Origin of the sequence: Mycobacterium pseudokansasii (assembly GCF_900566075.1) — a bacterium.
Taxonomy (GTDB): Bacteria; Actinomycetota; Actinomycetes; order Mycobacteriales; family Mycobacteriaceae; genus Mycobacterium; species Mycobacterium pseudokansasii.
In genome coordinates this window covers 2,192,834-2,212,861 of record NZ_UPHU01000001.1, presented here as the reverse complement: position 1 = coordinate 2,212,861, position 20,028 = coordinate 2,192,834, and the positions used below count along the sequence as shown (strand labels likewise).

At 65.7% G+C, this 20,028-nt stretch carries 19 protein-coding genes; 2 read left to right on the top strand and 17 right to left on the bottom strand.

Translation table 11 applies throughout. The annotated features are described in order from the left end of the window. Positions 1-189 precede the first annotated feature (189 nt). The gene (gene pdxH, locus EET10_RS10045) at positions 190-864 is read right to left on the bottom strand and encodes a pyridoxamine 5'-phosphate oxidase (protein ID WP_036403797.1); all 675 of its coding nucleotides are present in this window, start codon (positions 862-864) and stop codon (positions 190-192) included. Between the two features lie 288 nt (positions 865-1,152). Between pdxH and pdxS the strand changes: the two genes are divergently transcribed. Continuing rightward, the gene (gene pdxS / locus EET10_RS10040) at positions 1,153-2,052 is read left to right on the top strand and encodes a pyridoxal 5'-phosphate synthase lyase subunit PdxS (protein WP_036403968.1); all 900 of its coding nucleotides are present in this window, start codon (positions 1,153-1,155) and stop codon (positions 2,050-2,052) included. Between the two features lie 28 nt (positions 2,053-2,080). Here the strand turns inward: pdxS and EET10_RS10035 are convergent, their stop codons facing one another. The 11 genes from EET10_RS10035 to EET10_RS09985 all read right to left on the bottom strand — a co-directional run bounded on the left by EET10_RS10035 (position 2,081) and on the right by EET10_RS09985 (position 13,981). Further along, positions 2,081-3,169 (bottom strand): NAD(P)H-dependent amine dehydrogenase family protein, encoded by a 1,089-nt coding sequence (locus tag EET10_RS10035; protein ID WP_122502123.1) that lies wholly within the window; start codon positions 3,167-3,169, stop codon positions 2,081-2,083. Continuing rightward, positions 3,166-4,197, bottom strand: coding sequence for an aromatic ring-hydroxylating dioxygenase subunit alpha (locus EET10_RS10030; RefSeq protein ID WP_122502122.1), 1,032 nt, complete (start codon positions 4,195-4,197; stop codon positions 3,166-3,168). Before EET10_RS10030 ends, EET10_RS10035 begins: the two co-directional genes overlap by 4 nt. Positions 4,198-4,294: 97 nt before the next feature. Further along, positions 4,295-5,395, bottom strand: a complete 1,101-nt coding sequence (locus EET10_RS10025) for a PDR/VanB family oxidoreductase (protein ID WP_063466383.1) — start codon at positions 5,393-5,395, stop codon at positions 4,295-4,297. Between the two features lie 28 nt (positions 5,396-5,423). Then, positions 5,424-6,335, bottom strand: a complete 912-nt coding sequence (locus EET10_RS10020) for a metal-dependent hydrolase (RefSeq protein WP_063466381.1) — start codon at positions 6,333-6,335, stop codon at positions 5,424-5,426. An 86-nt stretch (positions 6,336-6,421) separates the two neighbouring features. After that, entirely contained in the window at positions 6,422-6,883 is a 462-nt protein-coding gene (locus tag EET10_RS10015) for an SRPBCC family protein (RefSeq protein WP_036403803.1), read from the bottom strand. Between the two features lie 174 nt (positions 6,884-7,057). Next, the gene (locus EET10_RS10010; RefSeq protein WP_036403805.1) at positions 7,058-8,092 is read right to left on the bottom strand and encodes a nitronate monooxygenase; all 1,035 of its coding nucleotides are present in this window, start codon (positions 8,090-8,092) and stop codon (positions 7,058-7,060) included. A gap of 4 nt (positions 8,093-8,096) precedes the next feature. Then, on the bottom strand, positions 8,097-9,413 hold the full coding sequence (locus tag EET10_RS10005; RefSeq protein ID WP_036403807.1) for a M16 family metallopeptidase: 1,317 nt from the start codon (positions 9,411-9,413) through the stop codon (positions 8,097-8,099). After that, positions 9,391-11,685, bottom strand: coding sequence for a polyribonucleotide nucleotidyltransferase (locus EET10_RS10000; protein WP_122502121.1), 2,295 nt, complete (start codon positions 11,683-11,685; stop codon positions 9,391-9,393). Before EET10_RS10000 ends, EET10_RS10005 begins: the two co-directional genes overlap by 23 nt. 386 nt (positions 11,686-12,071) lie before the next feature. After that, positions 12,072-12,605 carry an LppU family putative lipoprotein gene (gene lppU, locus EET10_RS09995; protein ID WP_036403811.1) on the bottom strand — a complete coding sequence of 178 codons (534 nt, stop codon included), beginning with the start codon at positions 12,603-12,605 and terminating at the stop codon, positions 12,072-12,074. An 11-nt stretch (positions 12,606-12,616) separates the two neighbouring features. Further along, on the bottom strand, positions 12,617-12,886 hold the full coding sequence (rpsO, locus tag EET10_RS09990; RefSeq protein WP_023372450.1) for a 30S ribosomal protein S15: 270 nt from the start codon (positions 12,884-12,886) through the stop codon (positions 12,617-12,619). Positions 12,887-13,006: 120 nt separating this feature from the next. Continuing rightward, positions 13,007-13,981: a bifunctional riboflavin kinase/FAD synthetase gene (locus EET10_RS09985; protein ID WP_063466380.1), complete on the bottom strand. Its 975-nt coding sequence runs from the start codon at positions 13,979-13,981 to the stop codon at positions 13,007-13,009. A 219-nt stretch (positions 13,982-14,200) separates the two neighbouring features. On the opposite strand from EET10_RS09985, the gene mntR reads away from it, so the two are divergent. Continuing rightward, the gene (gene mntR, locus EET10_RS09980) at positions 14,201-14,893 is read left to right on the top strand and encodes a manganese-binding transcriptional regulator MntR (RefSeq protein WP_036403813.1); all 693 of its coding nucleotides are present in this window, start codon (positions 14,201-14,203) and stop codon (positions 14,891-14,893) included. Positions 14,894-14,928: 35 nt separating this feature from the next. Here mntR and EET10_RS09975 read toward each other — a convergent pair whose 3' ends face one another. From EET10_RS09975 to EET10_RS09955, 5 genes are all read right to left on the bottom strand, one after another. Then, on the bottom strand, positions 14,929-16,173 hold the full coding sequence (locus EET10_RS09975; protein ID WP_122502120.1) for an acyl-CoA dehydrogenase family protein: 1,245 nt from the start codon (positions 16,171-16,173) through the stop codon (positions 14,929-14,931). 14 nt (positions 16,174-16,187) lie between these two features. Next, positions 16,188-17,378, bottom strand: a complete 1,191-nt coding sequence (locus tag EET10_RS09970; RefSeq protein ID WP_036403817.1) for a lipid-transfer protein — start codon at positions 17,376-17,378, stop codon at positions 16,188-16,190. Between the two features lie 110 nt (positions 17,379-17,488). After that, positions 17,489-18,385 carry a tRNA pseudouridine(55) synthase TruB gene (gene truB / locus EET10_RS09965; RefSeq protein ID WP_122502119.1) on the bottom strand — a complete coding sequence of 299 codons (897 nt, stop codon included), beginning with the start codon at positions 18,383-18,385 and terminating at the stop codon, positions 17,489-17,491. Further along, a complete protein-coding gene (pptT, locus tag EET10_RS09960) occupies positions 18,382-19,065 on the bottom strand; it encodes a 4'-phosphopantetheinyl transferase PptT (protein ID WP_099188226.1) in 684 nt (227 codons plus the stop codon). Before pptT ends, truB begins: the two co-directional genes overlap by 4 nt. Beyond that, complete coding sequence (locus EET10_RS09955) at positions 19,062-20,027, bottom strand: metallophosphoesterase family protein (RefSeq protein ID WP_122502118.1); 966 nt, start codon at positions 20,025-20,027, stop codon at positions 19,062-19,064. The genes pptT and EET10_RS09955 overlap by 4 nt, the downstream gene beginning before the upstream one ends. Position 20,028 lies beyond the last annotated feature (1 nt).

Below are 20,028 nucleotides of genomic sequence, written 5' to 3'. Positions count from 1 at the left end.
GGACCATGAAGACCTCCGGTGAGTATTGCGTTGCGTGGTCGTCAAGTTGCCTATTGCGGGATACCGATCAAACGAGCGGGCCTGCAACGGCCGACTACTCCCCATCCTCAGCCTTGGCGGTCGGGTCGCGACTGCTTTAGTGCGGCAATAATGTTCGAATAGGTGCGCCCACCGTCGGCTGACATCGAGTCAGGGCTGCAGCCTGTCGAGCCGGCCGTTGGTGATGCGGATCCGGTTGTGCAGCCGGTTCTCGCGGCCCTGCCAGAATTCGACGACGTCGGGGGCGATACGGTAGCCACCCCACTGCGGCGGCACCGGAATCTGGTCCTGGTCGGCGAAGCGACACGTCACCTCCGCGAGCTGCTCGTCGAGCTCGGCGCGGGAACCGACGGGCCGCGACTGCTGCGATGCCCACGCACCCAGCTGAGCACCGCGGGGGCGCTTGGACCAATACTCGAAAGTCTCCTCGGCGCTTACCTGGGTGACCGCACCGCGCACGTGGGCCTGGCGGCCCAACTCGTACCAGGGGAAGGTTGCCGACGCATATGGCGTCGCAGCGAGCTGCTGGCCCTTCGCCGAGGCGTAACTCGTAAAGAAAACCACACCCGACTCATCCAATAATTTGCAGAGCACCGAACGGCTCACCGGCTTTCCGTCGGCAACAGTGGCCACCACCATCGCATTGGGCTCGATGACGCCGGCACGTTGCGCATCGCTCATCCACCGGCGGAGCAACACGTGCCAGCCGACGTCGAGCCAGTGGAAGTCCAAATCGTCGCAACCGTCCTTTTCCGAACCGTATTCGCCACGCATCCGTGCCAACTCGTCGTCGTTAAGTTCGACGACCTGGGAGTTGTCGTCCATCCCGACCTCCAGTGCTCCGCGAGCTTATCGCGCAAATGGTCACATAAGATTCGTTGCTACCGACCGTGCTGCCGGTAAACCGAACGGCGCTCATTGGATCGCATAATCGATAACTCGGAATTCCTATCATATTAGGATTTGATGCAGTCGCCGAAGGCACCGGATTTGTGTTACTGCTGCACAGTATTGTGGGTTGTTCGGTAACGGTTTCGCCGCCGTTTGCACTGGCCGCTTGCCGGTAGCGACGCGAGCCGCGCGATGGCATTCGTTGTGGAGATTGGAGACACCATGGATGGTGCAGGTAGCCCGGCGACCGGTACGGCGCGGGTCAAGCGTGGTATGGCCGAGATGCTCAAGGGCGGCGTGATTATGGACGTCGTCACCGCGGAGCAGGCCCGCATCGCCGAGGGTGCCGGCGCGGTCGCGGTGATGGCGCTGGAACGGGTGCCCGCCGACATCCGCGCCCACGGCGGGGTGTCGCGGATGAGCGACCCCGAAATGATCGAGGGCATCATCTCCGCGGTCACCATCCCGGTGATGGCCAAGGTGCGCATCGGTCATTTCGTGGAGGCGCAGATCCTGCAGAGCCTGGGCGTGGACTACATCGACGAGTCCGAGGTGCTGACTCCGGCCGACTACACCCATCACATCGACAAGTGGAAGTTCACCGTGCCGTTCGTGTGCGGGGCGACCAACCTCGGTGAAGCGCTGCGCCGGATCAGTGAGGGCGCGGCCATGATCCGCTCCAAAGGCGAGGCCGGCACCGGCGATGTCTCCAATGCCACCACCCACATGCGGGCCATCAGCGGCGAGATCCGCCGGCTGACGTCGCTGTCGGAGGATGAATTGTATGTGGCGGCAAAGGAGTTGCAGGCGCCCTACGACCTTGTCGCCGAGGTGGCCCGCTCCGGCAAGCTGCCGGTGACGCTGTTCACCGCCGGCGGGATCGCCACCCCGGCCGATGCGGCGATGATGATGCAGCTCGGCGCCGAAGGCGTCTTCGTCGGCTCGGGCATCTTCAAGTCCGGCGCCCCCGAACACCGGGCCGCCGCGATCGTCAAAGCCACCACCTTCTACGACGACCCCGACATGCTGGCCAAGGTGTCGCGGGGGCTGGGCGAGCCGATGGTCGGCATCAACGTCGAACAGATCGCCCAGCCGCACCGGCTCGCCGAGCGCGGCTGGTAAGAACCTTCCACGCCGCCCCTTTGCCGGTCTACTTTGTGAATCGGCCGGCAAACCCGCGTAGTGGAATGTCGGCGCCGGTGATCAGGCCGGGCCGCGCCGCGACCACCGACCTGAGCGAGTTGAGCGCCGGCATTCCGGTGACCGTCATGCCGATGGAGGCGAAGTTGTCCGGGTTGGACAAATCGACGCCGGGCCTGGGGAAGATCATGTGTTTGTTATAGACACACGGATCACCCTGGATCCGAGTGATGTAGCAGCCCTTGATCCTCCAGCTCGGGTCGGTGTGCGGAGTCATCTGCCACTCCAGGTGTGTCTCGACCCGCGCCACTCCGTCGACCATCCCCCGGTATGTGATGTAACTGCCGCCCACCGAGCCTTTCGGCAGCGTGTACCAGCCCAGGTCGACGTCTTTGGTGCAGGCTCCCAGTTCGTAGCTGAACGTCACCTCGTCAAGCGGCAGGTCGAAGCAGTCGGCCATCATCAGCACGCTGTCGGCGAAGACACTGGTGTACTTTTCCAGCTTCGCCGGGATTTCCGGGTCGTGGACCGGTTGGCCATAGCCGACTTCGATCCAGGTCTCCTTGGAGTGATGGCAGGACACGTCGACGGACTCGATGGTGGTGATGTTCTCGATCTCGGCGACGTCGGCCGAACACACCACGCCGAGGATTTGGTTCAGGCCGGGGTTCATGCCGGTGCCGTAGAACGTCGCACCGCCCTTCTCGCAGGCCTCTGCCAACAGCTGGGTCATCGGCTTGCCGGACGGGTGCGGATGGTTATGGTCGCGGTGCCACCCGGTGATCCAGTCGGCGGTGGTGACGACGTTGATCCCGGCCGCAAGCACTTTCACGTACAGGTCCTCGTCGGGAAACACCCCGTGGAAGGTCAGCACGTCCGGCCTGGCCGCGATGATGTCCTCGACGCTGCCGGTTGCCGTGACGCCGATGGGCCCGATACCGGCGAGTTCTCCGGCGTCGGCGCCGACCTTGCCGGGCGAATAGCAATGCACTCCGACCAGTTCCAGGTCCGGCCGCCTCTGCAGTCGCCTGATCATCTCGCGACCGACATTGCCGGTGGCGACCTGAAAGACGCGGATCGGGCGAACCGGGGCATTCATCGGCGTCCCCCTGTCCACACGGCTGCGTGCCCGTCGGCAATGCTGCCACCGCGACCGTCCGGATAGAACTGCTTGGCCCAGCGGCGAATTGCGGTGAAACCCTGGAGCTCGTCGGGGGTCAGTGCCGGTCGCTCGGAGTAGCGCTGGTGAGCCCAGATGTCGATGTCCTGCTCGAACTGCCGGATCACTTCCTGCCCGAACTCGCGCGCCTTGCGCTCGGCGCGGGCCGGATCCTTGGCCGGCGTCCTGCCGATGTAGACCATGAACCGGACATCGGAGGTGGATTCGTCCACCGGCGTGATCGCGGAGATGGTGCGGTTGTCGACCATGCCCCAGCTCTTGGTTACCGCAACTCCCAAGCCGCCGTTGACGGCCCGCACGCCGCTGTTGACGTCCTCGATCTGCTGACCGTCGTCACCCTCGAAGGTGATGGTGAAGTCGACGAAGGACACCGGGGCGGCGAAGTCGTGCCGGGTGAAGACCGGCACGATCGGGGTGTTGTGCACGTATTTGAAATGCGCGAAGTCCACCCCGTTTTCGAGCACGTACTGCGGATGGAGCTCCAGTCCCGGCCGGTACAACCGCTGCTGCGGGTAGTAGTCGGCGGCAACACCGTCGTCGAAGCTGGCGAACACATCCGGTGCGTCGAAGAACGGTTCGCGGCCCTCGACGTCGTGCCAGATGTACACCGACTCGTTGCGCTCAACCACCGGATAGGTGGTAATGCGCCGTCCCCGGTTGGGCCGGTCCTGATACGGGATGCACACGTTGCGGCCCTGCTGATTCCACTGCCAGCCGTGGAAGGGGCACTGCAGCACCTCGCCGACGACTTTGCCGCCGTAACCCAGATGGGCGCCGAGGTGTTCGCAGTAGGCGTTCATCACGGTCAGGCGGCCGGACCCGGCGCGCCAGGCGACCATCTCCTGGTCGAAGTACTTGATCCGGAGGACGTCACCGACAGCGATTTCGTCGCACCAGGCGACCTGGAACCATCCGGTCGGCTTCATCGACAGCGGCGGCTTGACCATCTCAGCGGTCCTCCTTGGTACGAATGATAGGCGGCCACCGCAGGAAAAGCACAGTCCCCTCTACGAAAACTTGGCGCGCCGCATGACGGGAGCCCCCTCAGACGTCGATGACCACCCGGCGGCTCTTCGCCCGGGACACGCACACCAGCATCTCGTCGTCGGCTTCACCAGCGCGGCCGCGGTGATCCACCTGTCCGGCAAGGACTTTGACCTTGCACGTGCCGCAGAAACCCTGCTGGCAGGAGTATGCGGTGGTCGGGTCGCTGTCGCGCATCACGTCCAGCGCCGTCCGGTTCGCCGGAACGCTCAGCACTCTTCCCGACCGTCCGAGCTCCAGCTCGAAGGGAATTCCGTCGACAACCGGCGGCGGACTGAACCGCTCATAGTGCAGCGGTGCGTGGGCATGCCGGGCACGGGCCGCGCGCACCGCCTCCAGCACGGGGATCGGCCCACACACGTAGACGGCGGTCGTCGGACCGGCGCCGTCCAGGAGGTCATCGACGGAGGGAAAGCGGCCGCGCTCGTCGTCGGCCCACACCGTCACCCGCTCCGGTGCCACCGACACGACCTCGCCGAGCAGCGGCATGTGGTCTCGGCTTCGGCCGGCATAGACGGCCCGCCAATGGGTTCCGCGCTGCTGAGCCACCTGGATCATCGGCAGGATCGGTGTCACTCCGATGCCGCCGATAACGAAAAGCAGGTCGGGCTCGGCCGTTCCGAGATAGAACGCGTTGTGAGGCCCCTCGAAAACAAGCGGGTCACCGACGTCGTAGGCCTCGTGCATCTCGACCGAACCACCGCCACCGTCGGCGATGCGCCGGATTGCGATGCGGTAGTCCGTGCGGCGCCCGGGCCGCCCGCACAGCGAGTACTGCCGGCGCCGGCCCGAGGGCAGATGCACGTCGATGTGACCGCCGGGTGTCCAGGACGGCAGCAAGCCGCCGTCCGGGTCGGCCAGGGTCAGCGCCACCACGTCGGGTGACACGAGTTCGCGTCCGACGACCGACGCCAGATGTGTCCGTCGCACCCGGCTCACCCGCGACGGGTCCCATCGCGAGGCCGACGCGAACCCGCCGAATAGCGTGCGGACACTCCACAACGCAGTGGCAAAGCGGTCCCGCCGGCTACGGTCGTACAAATCGGCGGGCCTACTCGACCAAATACTTTCCGGCACAACCCGATTCAACTCTGCGCGCATCCGAATCACCGCCAGATCCACCATCCGGTCAGTGCGACGCCCGCGCAGCGGGTGAGACGGCCAGGTAATCGACCGCCCTCTCCAGTCCGCCCAGCTGCGACGGGTGAAAACCCGGCCGATAATAGTGTCCGACCACCCGCAGCAATCGCCACGGGCCCGGCAGCAAACCCCGGCGCGCCGCATCGACGTAATCGCGCCAACGCGGCTTGGCCCCCGCTGGCAGGTAGGGATCCACCGAGTACATGAACCGCACTCCGCGAATCCACAACAGCAACAGCACCGGGGTGACGGCCAGCTGGGCGCGCACCTGCCGCCAATATCCGGCGCGTAAGTGCTTCATGGTGTCGAAGGCCACCGCTTTGTGCTCGACCTCCTCTGCGCCATGCCAGCGGAGCATGTCCATCATCACCGGATCGGCGCCGACCGCGTCGAGCTGCGGGGAGTCCAAAATCCATTCGCCCAAGACAGCGGTGTAGTGCTCGATCGCAGAGATGAACGACACCTGCTCCAGCAACCAGTTGTGCTGTCTGCGTATGCTTTTGCTGGGCTTGTCGGCCAACAGCTTGTCGAACAGCCAGCCGATCTGGTCGGTGAACGGCGTCACGTCCACGCCCCGGGCATCGAAGTGGGCAAGTACGCCGGAATGTGCTTGCGAATGCATCGCCTCTTGCCCGATGAATCCCTGTACGTCCCGTCGCAGTTGATCGTCTTTGATCAACGGCAGCGTCTTCTTGAACACCTTGACGAAGAACTCCTCGCCGGCCGGAAGCAGCAGGTGCAGGACGTTCATGAAGTGCGTGGCCAACGGCTCGTTCGGCACATAGTGGAAGGGTAAACGCGCCCAGTCGAACTCGACGTCGCGTGCCTCCAGGACGAGATGCTCATGGTCGGCATGACCCGGCTTACCGGCGTGCGGCCCCGCTGCATCGACGGTGAACATTAGGCCCCCTTGCCAAGACGTTTACATCAGCGCGTCAATGTCATCCCCGTGGACACCACGTGCCGGTCACTATAGTGCCGCGTCCGCTATTCGGCCTCAGCGCGTTGCTTCAGGCGCCGCAGGGTGAGCTGGATGTGCTCGGCGTTTGCCGCCGCCCGGTCGCCAACCCCGGTTGCCATGCCGGCGATCTTGCGGAACCAGCGCGGCCGCCGGTCCCAGGTGCTCTCGGTGACCCGGCAACCGCCGCCGGACGCGACGATGTCGTATTGCCATCGCGCCACCGGAATGACAGCACTGCGCACGTCGAATGCGAAGGTGCGGCCCGGCTCAGCATCGGTGACGGTGCACGTCGTGTTCCACCGACGGCTGCCATTTTCGTTGTGGCCGACGAATACGGCCCCTTTGCGGACTCCGTCGCCCTTGCGTAATTCCATCGACACCGCCTCCTCGGCCAGCGAGGCCAGTGTCGGCAGATCGGTGATCAGCCCATACACCCGCTGCGGACTGGCATTGATCTGGACGGTGGCCGACACCGAAGGCTCAGTCATTGGCTGATCATAGCCAGCCCGAGGCACCGGCAGCAGTGCCCGCTGCTCGTCGGGTCCGTAGCCGCTGCCGACGTCGTCGGTGCCGCAGGAGCGGCGCCACGGCGTAGGCCGTGCAGGTCGAGCACCTCGAGAACGCGTCGAATACCAACGCGCACAACCCGTTACGTGGTAGCGCTACAGCATTCGCAAGTCGGGGGCCAACGACGCGACGATGTCGGCCGCCGGGCCCGGGCGGGCCTGCCGGTAGGCCGTTCCCGCCCAGAGGTTGGTTCCATGCGGGTCATCCGCCGCGACCGCTGCCGCGCGAATCGGCTTGGTCATCTGGTTGACCTCGGGATAGCCCAGCGGCGCGACGTGATCGAGCAGTCGGGTGAAGTTGTTCGCCAGCCCGCGGGCATATCGGCCGGAGAATGCCCGCGTGACCAGGGTGGAGTCGAACTCCGGGTTCTTGAGCGCAACCCGGTGCGCCGGGTTGGTCCCCGCTTCGTCGGCGAGCATCAGCGCGGTGCCGATCTGGGCGGCGACCGCTCCCCTGCGCAGGACGGCCGCGACGTCCTCGGCGGTGCCCAGACCGCCCGCGGCGATCAGCGGCACCTCGTGTGCGCTGCCGATCCGGTCGAGCAGCTGGTGCAACGACTCCTCCCCCGGTTCCATGTCCGGTGCGAACGTGCCGCGATGCCCGCCGGCGCCCGGGCCCTGCACCACCAGGCTGTCGGCACCGGCCGCAATGGCCACCCCGGCTTCGTAGGACGACGTCACGGTGACCGACACCAGCAATCCCAGCGCGCTCAGCCGGCGAATGACATCCGGCGGCGGCGCGCCGAACGTGAACGACACCACCTCGGGGCGGACGTCGGCCACCACCTCGAGTTTGCGATGCCACTCGTCGTCGTCGCCGTGGATCGGCTGGCCGACTTCACAGCGGTAGTACTCGGCGACCTCTTCGAGCTCTTCTGCGTAATACTCCAGCTGCAACCAGTCGGCGACGCTGGGCTGGGGCACAAACAGGTTCGCCCCGATCGGGCCGGTGGTGGCGGCGCGCGCGGCGGCGATGTCGTCGGCAAACTTGTCCGCACTGATATAGCCGCCGGCGACGAAGCCCAGCCCGCCCGCATTCGACACCGCCGCGGCCAGGGCCGGTGTGCCCGGCCCGCCGGCCATCGGCGCACCAACGATGGGTACCGCGATGTCCCAGAAGCCCAGCACCATCGGGTTAATTTACCATCGCTCGAAGTTGTTGCGGCAGCTGTCGTTTCGAGCCGTAGGGACCCAGAACGGCAGCGCCGTAGGGTTTGCCCAGCAGCCGCCGGGCCACCATGTTGACCTCCTCGACGGTGACCCGCTCGATTTGCTGCAGGGTGTGCTCGATGCTGCGGTGTTTGCCGTAGTTCAATTCGCTGCGACCGATGCGGCTCATCCGTGAGCTGGAATCCTCCAGGCCCAGCACCAGGCCGCCGCGCAACGAGCCCTTGGCGATCCGGCATTCCGCCTCGGTGATGCCGTCGCGTGCCACCGATTCCAGCACGTCGGCGGTCACTCGCATCACCTCAGCAAAACGTTCGGGCAGGCAGGCCGCATACACCGACAGGGCGCCGCTGTCGGCGAAAATGTCCAGCGCCGAATACACCGAGTAGGCCAGCCCGCGGGCCTCGCGGATCTCCTGGAACAGCCGCGAGCTCAGGCCGCCGCCCAACGCGGTGTGCAGCACCGACAGCGCCCAGCGGTGCTGCCAGCCTCGTCCGGGAGTGCGGATGCCCAGTGAGACGTGCGTCTGCTCGGCGTCGCGCTCGGCCAGCGTCAACCCGGGCATGCCGTTCACCCGGCCGGCACCCTTGCGTGGTGCGACGGGCCGGCGCCCGCGGACCAACCGCGGCCCGAAGTGCTCCCGCACCAGGGTGACCACCTGGTCGTGATCGACGTTGCCGGCCACCGCCACGACCATTCGCTCCGGTGTGTAGCGCCGCACGTGAAACGACTGCAGCTGGGCTCGCGTCATCGCCGATACGGATCGCACGGTGCCGATCACCGGCCGACCCACCGGATGATCGCCGAACAACGCCGCCAGGAACAGGTCGGCCAGCGCGTCCTCGGGATCGTCGTCGCGCATCGCGATCTCCTCGAGGACGACGTCGCGCTCCAGCTCGACATCCTCGGCGGCGCAGCGCCCGTTGAGCACCACATCGGAGACCAGATCCATGGCCAGCGCCAGGTCAGCGTCGAGCACATGGGCGTAGTAGCAGGTGTGCTCCTTGGCGGTGAACGCGTTCAGCTCGCCGCCGACGGCGTCCATTGCCTGCGCGATGTCGACGGCGGTGCGGGTGGGCGTGGACTTGAACAGCAGGTGTTCGAGGAAGTGCGCGGCGCCGGCCACCGTGGCGCCCTCGTCGCGCGATCCCACGCCGATCCAGAGCCCGACCGAGGCCGAACGCACCGACGGCAAGTATTCGGTAACGACGCGCAGCCCGCCCGGCAGTGTCGTGCGGCGCACCGCCTGGGCCGCCGCTGGCTCAGCTGCTGGCCGTCGCGGCATCGGCTGGCGCTGCGGTGCCAGAAGGCGCGTTGGCGGAGTTTTCCTCCTCGGCCACCAAGACGAGCGAGATCTTGCCGCGTTTGTCGATATCGGCGATCTCCACCCGCAGCTTGTCGCCGACGTTGACCACGTCCTCGACCTTCGCGATCCGCTTGCCCTTGCCGAGCTTGGAAATGTGCACCAGACCATCGCGCCCGGGCAGCAGTGAGACGAAGGCACCGAAATCGGTTGTCTTGACCACTGTTCCGAGGAACCGCTCCCCTACCGTCGGCAACTGGGGATTGGCGATGGCGTTGATCCGGTCGATGGCAGCCTGCGCCGAGGGGCCGTCGGTGGCGCCGACGAACACGGTTCCGTCGTCCTCGATGGAGATCTGTGCACCGGTTTCTTCGGTGATGGCGTTGATGACCTTGCCTTTAGGCCCGATGACCTCGCCGATCTTGTCCACCGGAACCTTGATGGTGGTGACGCGCGGCGCATACGGGCTCATCTCGTCGGGCCGGTCGATGGCCTCGGCCATGACCTCCAAGATGGTCAGCCGTGCGTCGCGGGCCTGCTCCAGCGCGCCGGCGAGCACCTGAGAGGGAATGCCGTCGAGCTTGGTGTCCAGCTGCAAAGCGGTGACGAAGTCCTTGGTTCCGGCGACCTTGAAGTCCATGTCGCCGAAGGCGTCCTCGGCTCCGAGGATGTCGGTCAGGGTGACGAACCGGCGCTCGGTTTCACCACCCTCTACCTCTATGTCGTCGGAGACCAGGCCCATCGCGATGCCGGCCACCGGCGCCTTCAGCGGCACACCGGCGTTGAGCAGCGCCAGCGTGGACGCGCACACCGACCCCATCGACGTCGAGCCGTTGGAGCCCAGCGCCTCGGACACCTGGCGGATGGCGTAGGGGAACTCCTCGACGCTGGGCAGCACCGGCACCAGCGCTCGCTCGGCCAGCGCGCCGTGGCCGATCTCGCGGCGCTTGGGCGAGCCGACTCGGCCGGTCTCGCCGGTGGAGAACGGCGGGAAGTTGTAGTGATGCATGTAGCGCTTGGTCGTCTCCGGTCCCAGCGAGTCGATCTGCTGGGCCATCTTGACCATGTCGAGCGTGGTCACACCGAGGATCTGGGTCTCACCGCGTTCGAACAGCGCGCTGCCGTGTGCCCGCGGAACCACGGCGACCTCGGCCGACAACGCGCGGATGTCGGTGATGCCGCGGCCGTCGATGCGGAAGTGGTCGGTGACGATGCGCTGCCGGACCAGCTTCTTGGTCAGCGCGCGGAACGCGGCGCCGATCTCTTTCTCCCGGCCCGGATAGGTTTCGACGAGCCGCTCGAGCACCTGGGTCTTGATTTCGTCGGTGCGCTGGTTGCGCTCGGCCTTGCCGGCGATGGTCAGTGCGGCGGACAACTCGTCGGTGGCCACCGAGGCCACCGCGTAGTAGACGTCGTCGCCGTACTCGGGGAACACGGGGTAGTCAGCGGCCGGTTTCGATGACATCCCAGTCGCCTCGGCGAGCTCCTGCTGCGCGGTGCAGAGTGCGGCAATAAACGGTTTGGCCGCCTCTAAGCCTTGTGCGACAACGCTTTCCGTAGGTTCCTGGGCACCGCCTTCGACGAGTTCGATGACGTTTTCGGTGGCCTCGGCTTCGACCATCATGATGGCGACGTCATTTTTTTCGGAGCTGCCGCCCCCGTCACCGACGATCCGGCCGGCGACCACCATGTCGAATACCGCCCGCCCGATCTGTTCGACGGTCGGAAACGCAATCCAGGTGCCGTCGATCAGCGCCACCCGCACCGCGCCGATAGGTCCGGAGAAGGGCAGCCCACCCAGCTGGGTGGACGCCGACGCGGCGTTGATAGCCAGCACGTCGTACAGGTCGTTGGGGTCCAGGCTCAGGATGGTCACCACGATCTGGATCTCGTTGCGCAGACCGTCGACGAACGACGGGCGCAGCGGCCGGTCGATGAGTCGGCAGGTCAGGACGGCGTCGGTGGAGGGTCGTCCCTCACGACGGAAGAACGAACCGGGGATGCGGCCGGCCGCATACATCCGCTCCTCGACATCGACGGTCAGCGGGAAGAAGTCGAAATGCTCTTTGGGGTTCTTGCTGGCGGTGGTCGCCGACAGGAGCATGTTCTCCTCGTCGAGATAGGCGACCACCGCGCCGGCCGCCTGCAAGGCCAGCCGGCCGGTCTCGAACCGGATGGTGCGGGTGCCGAAGCTCCCGTTGTCGATGGTGGCGGTCGCTTCGAACACGCCTTCTTCAATTTCAGCTACAGACATGACGTCCGCGCGCCCTCTCTGGATTGTTCAACTGTTTCGCGTTGTCACGTACAACCCCGAGGAATCGCAGAGCCAACTCGCGGGCCCGGATGGACCTGCGAGCCGCCCTGGGAGCGTCCCTTATGAAAGAGAGCCTGAATGCGGCTACGGCCATCGATCGAAGCGGCCGACCTCCCCAGATCCGGGGAGCCCGGCAGCCACTACCGAAGACCGCCCGATACAGGCCGGGCTGCTCCCTCGGACATACATAGTGACTCGCTGGAGCGGTACACGCGGATCTACGTGGACCGCACCATGTGCTCGGGCCGAATGGCCCAGAACGTCATTACTGTACACCGGCTAACTCCGGGCACCGGGAACACCCGGATGCCCGATATGTCCGACCACTATGTCCGCGGTCCGTTGGTGATGTCCTCGACGCACACGGCGAACCGCCGCTGGGTGTAGGTGTAGCCCACGCCGCTGGCACATTGGTCGGCGGTGACGGGTGGGTCCAAGTTTTCCAGGATCTGCGTGGCCCGCTGCCGATGCGGCGCCGACGCGTCGTTGCAGTCCACCCGGAACGGGTCGGTTTTGTGCGCCGGGTCGACGCTCATGCAGCCACCGACCACCCAATCGACGTCCAGGCATAAGGTGCTGTTCTCGCCGCTTAGCGAGTTGTGCATGGAATACGAGGAGTCGACGTCGGCCGGGCATTGCGCGCGCCCGTCCCCGGGCTTCACCACCGCGACGACCTTGAAATTGGAGTCCGGGCTGCCGCACGCCGCCTTGGTTGCCTGCGGTCGGTCCGGTGTGCCACCAAGCTTGAGACAATCCCCCACCGTGAGGTCGGCGAGGTTGGTCGCTGAGGAACACCCCATCAGTACTGCGCACGCCGTCATTACGACGGCCGTGAAAACGGCCAGGATGAGGGCGCGCATCGCCCGAGAGGTCAGCGACGCAGACCCAGCCGCTCGATCAGCGAGCGGTAACGCTCGACATCGATCTGGGAGATGTACTTGATCAGCCGTCGGCGGCGCCCCACCAGCAGCAGCAGTCCGCGACGCGAGTGGTGGTCATGCTTGTGCACCTTCAGGTGCTCGGTCAGGTCGGCGATCCGCTTGGTCAGCAGCGCGATCTGCGCTTCGGGGGATCCGGTGTCGGTCTCGTGCAGACCGTAGGTCTTGAGAATTTCCTTTTTCTGCTCGGCAGTCAGCGCCACGAAACATCTCCATCAATTGGTCCGCGATCAAGGAATTTTCCGGCACGGCCGCCGCGAACCGCAGCACGCGCCGATTGACGACGGGCAGTCTAGCAGCGGTTCAGCCCAGCGGCATAACCGTCAGCCCGCAGCCAGCAGCGTGCGGGTGCGCTCGGTGTCGGCGGCAATCTCGGCGACGAGATCACGCACCGATTCGAACTTCTTCTGGCCACGGATGCGAGCGACGAAGTCCAGGGCCACGTGTTGGCCGTACAGATCTGCGGTGGTGTCGAGCACGAAGGCCTCGACGGTGCGGGTACGCCCGGAGAATGTCGGATTGGTCCCGATGGACACCGCAGCCTGGTAGCGCTCACCTGGAATCACCGCCCCGGTCGCCGGACCATGGCCCAAAACGGTGAACCACGCGGCGTACACACCGTCGGCCGGTATGGCCGAATACATCGGCGGTGCGATGTTAGCGGTGGGAAAACCGAGTTCCGCCCCCCGCCCGTAACCGCGGACCACGACGCCTTCGACGCGGTGGGGGCGGCCCAGCGCTTCGGTGGCCGCCATCACGTCACCCGCGTCCACGCAGGAGCGGATGTAGGTGGACGAGAACGTCACGGTCTCGTGGCTGTGGTGCTCGGACACCAGCGACATCGCCTCCACCGCGAACCCGAACCGCTCGCCGGCCCGTCGCAGGGTGTGCACATTGCCGGCCGCCTTCTTGCCGAAGGTGAAGTTCTCACCCACGACGACCTCAACCACGTGCAGATGCTCGACCAGCAACTCGTGGATGTAGCGGTCCGGGGTGAGCTTCATGAAGTCCGTGGTGAACGGCATCACCAGGAATACGTCGACGCCCAGCTCTTCGACCAGCTCAGCGCGGCGAGTCAGCGTTGTCAGCTGCGCCGGATGACTGCCGGGGTAGACCACTTCCATGGGATGTGGATCGAATGTCATCAGCACGGTCGGCACGCCGCGGGTACGGCCGGCTTTCACCGCGTGCGCGATCAACTCCGCGTGCCCGCGATGCACGCCGTCGAACACCCCGACCGTCAGTACGCATCTACCCCAGTCCGTGGGGATCTCGTCTTGGCCGCGCCACCGCTGCACAAAGGCAAGCCTACGGTGCCGGTTGAGCTGTGGCGGGCAAGTTTGCGGGGTTGCGGCGGCTCATTTGCGGTTCGAGACTGCGCTGACCGCGCTGAGACTGTGTCCACAGCGTCGATCGCGGTTGGCTAGGCGCGCTCACCGCAGACTCGATGGCGATACCGGCGATCCGAGGTGATCGCAGCCCCGGTTTCAAGTCAGATCCGCCTAAACTTTCAGGTTGTGAGGTCTGACGAAGAGCCTGGCGGCCTTACCACGGTTGCCCAGGACTACCTGAAGGTGATTTGGAAGGCCCAGGAGTGGTCGTTGCAAAAGGTCAGTACCAAGATGCTGGCCGAGAAGATCGGGGTCTCGGCCAGCACGGCCTCGGAGTCGATCCGCAGACTCGCCGAGCAGGGTCTGGTCGACCACGAAAAATACGGCGCGGTGACGTTGACCGAAGCCGGCCGCCGCGCGGCGCTGGCGATGGTGCGCCGACACCGGCTTCTGGAAACTTTCCTGGTCAATGAACTCGGCTACGGCTGGGACGAAGTGCACGACGAGGCCGAGGTGCTCGAACACGCCGTATCGGATCGGCTGGTGGCCCGGATCGACGCCAAGCTGGGCTTTCCGCAGCGCGATCCGCACGGCGATCCGATTCCGGCCTCCGACGGGCAAGTGCCCACGCCGCCGGCCCGGCAATTGTGGGAGTGTCGCGACGGCGACACCGGCACGGTGGCCCGCATTTCCGATGCCGACCCGGAAATGCTGCGGTACTTCGACAGTGTCGGAATCAGCCTGGACTCACGGCTGCGGGTTGTCACGCGGCGCGAATTCGCCGGCATGATCTCGGTGGCGATCGAGTCGGGCGATGGCGCACCGACGCCTGTCGAGTTGGGCAGCCCGGCGGCACGAGCGATCTGGGTAGTGGCCTAACGCGATCGCGGGTGCGGCGCGAAAGGCCCTGCGGCTCAGGCCAGCAGTCCCTTGGCGATATGAGTCACCTGAACCTCGTTGCTGCCGGCATAGATCATCAGCGATTTTGCGTCGCGGGCAAGCTGTTCCACCCGATACTCGGCCATATAGCCGTTGCCGCCGAACAACTGCACGGCTTCCATCGCGACGTCGGTGGCGGCCTCCGACGAATAAAGCTTGATCGCCGATGCTTCTGCCAGCGACGGCAGCTTGCCGGCCTTGAGCCGTTCCAAAATTTGAAACACCATGTTCTGCACGTTGATTCGAGCAATTTCCATCTTGGCAAGCTTGAGCTGGATCAGCTGGAACTGTCCGATGTTCTTGCCCCAGAGGGTGCGGGTCTTCGCATACGCCACACACAGCCGGTGACATTCGTTGATGATGCCCAGCGCCATCAACGCAACCCCGAGGCGTTCGGCGGCGAAATTGGCCCGGGCGCTGTCGCGCCCGTCGCCGTCGGCGTGTAGTTCCTTTTCGCCCAGCAAGCGGTCCGGAGTCAGACGCACGTTGTCGAAGAAAAGCTCGCCGGTCGGCGAGGACATCATGCCCATCTTCTTGAACGGCTTGCCCTGCGTCAGACCCGGCATTCCCGCATCCAAAACGAAGGTGAGCACCGGCCGGTTGCGCCGGTCCGAATCGGCATCGCCAGCGGAGCCGTCGTCGAGTTTCGCGTAGACCACCAGCACGTCCGCGTCTGGACCGTTGGTGATGAAGGTCTTCTGCCCGTTGAGAACGTAGTCCGCGCCGTCGCGTTTAACATGAGTTTTCATGCCGCCGAACGCATCTGAGCCCGAGTCCGGCTCGGTGATTGCCCACGCCGCGATCTTTTCCAGCGTCATCAGCTCGGGCAGCCAGCGCTCCTTCTGGGCCAGCGTGCCGCGGCTCATGATGGTCGCCGCGCCCAACCCGATGCTGACCGCGACCGTGCTGATCAATCCGATGCTCACCCCGGCGAGTTCGGACACCATGACCGCGGCCATCGATGCCTGAGCGCCGAAACCTCCTGAACCGCTTGAGCTTTCACCATTCCCATGCTGCTCAGCCCGCTCCCGGTCCAGCATCGACTTGACCGATTCGGCGGCCAGCACGTCGAGGCCGAACTGGCTGAACAGCTTGCGCACGATCGGATATGGCGACAGCACACCGGTTTCCAGCTCATCCAATTTTGGCCGGATCTCTTTGTCGATGAATTGGCGAACCGCGTCGCGCATCATCAGATCGGTCTCGGACCACTCGATCACGGCGCACCCCGACTTCAGCGCTCGGCGCGCTGGTAGGCGGTGACGACGGCGGCGCCGCCCAGCCCGATGTTGTGTTGCAAAGCGGCGGAGACGTTGTCGACCTGCCGCTTGTCTGCGGTGCCGCGAAGCTGCCAGGTCAGTTCGGAGCACTGCGCCAATCCGGTCGCGCCCAGCGGATGGCCCTTGGAGATGAGCCCTCCGGACGGGTTGACCACCCAGCGTCCGCCATAGGTGGTGTCGCCGTTGTCGATCAGCTTGGGGGCCTCACCCGGGCCGCACAAGCCCAGCGCCTCGTACAACAAGAGCTCGTTGGCCGAGAAGCAGTCGTGTAGCTCGATGACCTGGAAGTCCTCGGGACCGAGCCCCGATTGCTGGTAAACGCGTTGTGCCGCTTGAACGTTCATGTCGTAGCCGATGAGGTTCTTGGCGCTGCCGTCGAAGGTCGAGGCGAAGTCGGTCGTCATGGCCTGGCCGACGACCTCCACGGCCTGGCCGGCCAGCCCGTGCCTGTCGACGAACGACTCCGATGCCAGGATTGCCGCAGCCGAACCGTCGGAGGTCGGCGAACATTGCAGCTTGGTCAGCGGGTCGGAGATCATCCGCGACGCCAGGATGTCGTCGAGGGTGTAGGACTCCTGGAACTGCGCGTACGGGTTGTTGACCGAATGCTTGTGATTCTTGTAGCCGATCTTGGCGAAATGCTCTGCGGTGGTGCCGTACTGCTTCATGTGCTCCCGGCCGGCAGCGCCGAACATCCACGGGGCCACCGGCATGGCGAACTCGTCGATCTGGGCCAGCGCTTTGACGTGTCTGGCCATCGGCGATTCGCGGTCTTGCGCGCCACCGCTCAACGAACCGGGTTGCATCTTCTCGAAGCCGAGCGCGATCGTGCAGTCGGCGATTCCGCCCCGGATGGCCTGGGCCGCCAAGAACAGCGCCGTCGAGCCGGTCGAGCAGTTGTTGTTGACGTTGACGATCGGGATCCCGGTCATGCCGAGCTCGTAGAGCGCCCGCTGCCCGGAGGTCGAATCGCCGGCGACATAGCCGACGTAGCCTTGCTCGACGTCGTTGTAGTCGATGCCGGCATCGCGCAGCGCATTGGTTCCCGATTCCCGCGCCATGTCGGGATAGTCCCAGCCTTCGCGGCGGCCCGGCTTCTCGAACTTGGTCATGCCGACGCCGACGACAAAAACCTTGTTAGGCATCTTGGGAGACATGCACGCCCCTTCCATCCGAGCAGCGGCCGCTCGGCGAGCGCCGTTGGCCTGCCTCCCAGTGTGCAACCTGGCTACCGACGGACAACAGCCCGGGTGCCCTACAACGTTGCCGGACGAATTACGACCAGGGATGTGGTCCGTGGCCCCTCGTCGCGCAGCACGGCAATCACCCGCCCGTCGGCGTCGGCGGCTGCGTATATGCCGTCGATACCGGCCGGTGCGAGGGGCCGGCCGTTGGCGGCGGCCTCGGCCTCCTCGGCGGTGAGGTCGCGGCGGGCAAACATCAGCAGACACGCGTCGTCCAGGCTCAGGCTGAGTTGCGGATGCTGCGCCAGCTCGTCGAGCGAGCACGCCTGGTCCAGGGCGAAGCGGCCCACCCGGGTCCGCCGCAACAATGTCAGGTGGCCCCCCACTCCAAGGGCATCACCGAGATCACGGGCCAACGCGCGGATGTAGGTTCCCGACGAGCAGTCGACTTCCACGTCGAGGTCGACGACGCCGTCACCGCCGCGTCGCGCGGCCAGTACGTCGAACCGGTCGACGCGTACCGGCCGAGCCTCGAGTTCTACTGGTTGTCCCTGGCGCGCGAGCTCATAGGCGCGACGGCCGCCGACCTTGATTGCGCTGACCGCCGAGGGCACCTGCCTGATGTCGCCACACAGCCCGGCGATTGCGCTGGCGATCTGCTCGTCCGTGATATGTGCGGCGGAAACGGTTTGCAGCACTTCACCTTCGGCGTCGTCGGTGGACGTCGATACCCCCAGGCGGATGGTGGCGGTATACGACTTCGACGTCGCGATCAGCAGGCCGAGGATCTTGGTGGCGCGATCGATTCCGATGACCAGCACGCCGGTGGCCATCGGGTCCAGCGTCCCTGCGTGGCCTACCTTGCGGGTGGCGAAGATGCGGCGGCACCGCCCCACCACGTCGTGACTGGTCATTCCGGCCGGCTTGTCGACCACCACAAGACCTGGGCCAGTGGGGCTTTGGCTCATAGCACGATAGCGGTCAGCACCAGGCCACGTTCTACCGACCATCGGCCGCTCAGCGTCGTCAGCGGCGGACCCGACAGGGCCGACGGGTCGATCAGGATGCGCGACCTGAAGCGGCCCGTCACACCGGAGGCGTCGGCGTCGAACGTAATGTGGGCGTCTTCGAAACCCAGCCATCTCTCGGTCAGCGGAAACCACGCCTTGTACGTCGCCTCCTTGGCGCAGAACAAGATTCGGTCCCAGTGCAGGCCGGCCGGCATGCTGCGGGGTAGCTCCGCGCGTTCGGCAGGCAGGCTGATCGCGTCGAGCACGCCGTTGGGCAGCACGTCGTGCGGTTCGGCGTCGATGCCCACCGAACGCACGGCGCCGCTGCGCCCGACCACCGCGCCTCGATAGCCGGTGCAGTGGGTCAGACTGCCGACGACGCCGTCGGGCCAGCAGGGTTGTCCCTTGTCGCCCTTGAGAATCGGCACCGGCGGCACGCCGAGCTCACGCAGCGCGACGCGGGCGCAATGGCGGGCGGTGATGAATTCGTTGCGGCGCTTGTCCACCGACTTGGCAATCAACGGTTCCTCGTCCGGCAAGGGCGCCAGACCGGGCGGGTCGGAGTACATCTCGGCGTACGCCAGATCCTCGACCACCGCGCCGGGCAACACCGACGACACCAGCATGCTCGTCGTCACCGCCGTAATTGCCGCTGCCGCAATCTTTCCCGGAATTGGGCGGCTTGGGCACGCATCTCGGGAGTGATGACGAAGTGACCGCCGAAGTCGTTGAGATAACCCGGCGCGTACTGCGGATCGGGCAGGACTTGGCGCAGCCAGCTGTAGGGCTTGCGACGGCGCCATTCCCGCGGGTAGCCCACCGACACCTCTTCGAAGCGCACCTCGTCATGCCAGGTGGTGCGGGGAATGTGGAGATGGCCGTATACCGAGCACACGGAGTTGTAGCGGGTGTGCCAGTCGGCGGTCTTGGTGGTTCCGCACCACAGCGAGAATTCCGGGTAGAACAGCGCTTCGCAGGGCTCGCGCACCAGGGGAAAGTGGTTGACGAGCACGGTCGGTTGCATCCAATCGAGCTGTTCGAGACGCGCGCGCGTGCTGGCCACCCGTTCGTGGCACCAGGCGGTTCGGGTGGAGTACGGCTCGGGTGAGAGCAGGAATTCGTCGGTGGCCACCACGTTGCGTTGCTTGGCGATCGCCATGCCCTCGGCTTTGCTGGTCGCGCCGTGCGGCAGAAAGGAGTAGTCGTAGAGCAGGAACATCGGAACGATGGTGGCCGGGCCGCCGCGTTCGGTCCACACCGGAAACGGGTGCTCGGGGGTCACGACGCCCAGTTCGTCGCACATATTGACCAGATAGTCGTAACGCGCTTTGCCGAAGATCTGCATGGGGTCGCGGTTGGTGGTCCACAACTCGTGATTGCCGGGCACCCAGATGACTTTGGCGAACCGCCGCCGCAGCAAGTCCAGTGTCCAGCGGATCTCGTCGGTGCGTTCGGCGACATCGCCGGCGACGATCAGCCAGTCGTCCGGCGACGAGGGGTGCAGCGACTCGGCGACGGGCTTGTTGCCCAGGTGACCGGTGTGCAGGTCGGAGACAGCCCACAGCGTCGGCTGTCCGCCGGTCGACTCGTGCCCTGTCACG

Bases quoted from the DNA above. Each gene is read 5' to 3' on its own strand.
- pdxH (WP_036403797.1), bottom strand. From the start codon at position 864: ATGGACGACAACTCCCAGGTCGTCGAACTTAACGACGACGAGTTGGCA.
- pdxS (WP_036403968.1), top strand. From the start codon at position 1,153: ATGGATGGTGCAGGTAGCCCGGCGACCGGTACGGCGCGGGTCAAGCGT.
- EET10_RS10035 (WP_122502123.1), bottom strand. From the start codon at position 3,169: ATGAATGCCCCGGTTCGCCCGATCCGCGTCTTTCAGGTCGCCACCGGC.
- EET10_RS10030 (WP_122502122.1), bottom strand. From the start codon at position 4,197: ATGGTCAAGCCGCCGCTGTCGATGAAGCCGACCGGATGGTTCCAGGTC.
- EET10_RS10025 (WP_063466383.1), bottom strand. From the start codon at position 5,395: ATGCGCGCAGAGTTGAATCGGGTTGTGCCGGAAAGTATTTGGTCGAGT.
- EET10_RS10020 (WP_063466381.1), bottom strand. From the start codon at position 6,335: ATGTTCACCGTCGATGCAGCGGGGCCGCACGCCGGTAAGCCGGGTCAT.
- EET10_RS10015 (WP_036403803.1), bottom strand. From the start codon at position 6,883: ATGACTGAGCCTTCGGTGTCGGCCACCGTCCAGATCAATGCCAGTCCG.
- EET10_RS10010 (WP_036403805.1), bottom strand. From the start codon at position 8,092: ATGGTGCTGGGCTTCTGGGACATCGCGGTACCCATCGTTGGTGCGCCG.
- EET10_RS10005 (WP_036403807.1), bottom strand. From the start codon at position 9,413: ATGCCGCGACGGCCAGCAGCTGAGCCAGCGGCGGCCCAGGCGGTGCGC.
- EET10_RS10000 (WP_122502121.1), bottom strand. From the start codon at position 11,685: ATGTCTGTAGCTGAAATTGAAGAAGGCGTGTTCGAAGCGACCGCCACC.
- lppU (WP_036403811.1), bottom strand. From the start codon at position 12,605: ATGCGCGCCCTCATCCTGGCCGTTTTCACGGCCGTCGTAATGACGGCG.
- EET10_RS09970 (WP_036403817.1), bottom strand. From the start codon at position 17,378: ATGCCTAACAAGGTTTTTGTCGTCGGCGTCGGCATGACCAAGTTCGAG.
- truB (WP_122502119.1), bottom strand. From the start codon at position 18,385: ATGAGCCAAAGCCCCACTGGCCCAGGTCTTGTGGTGGTCGACAAGCCG.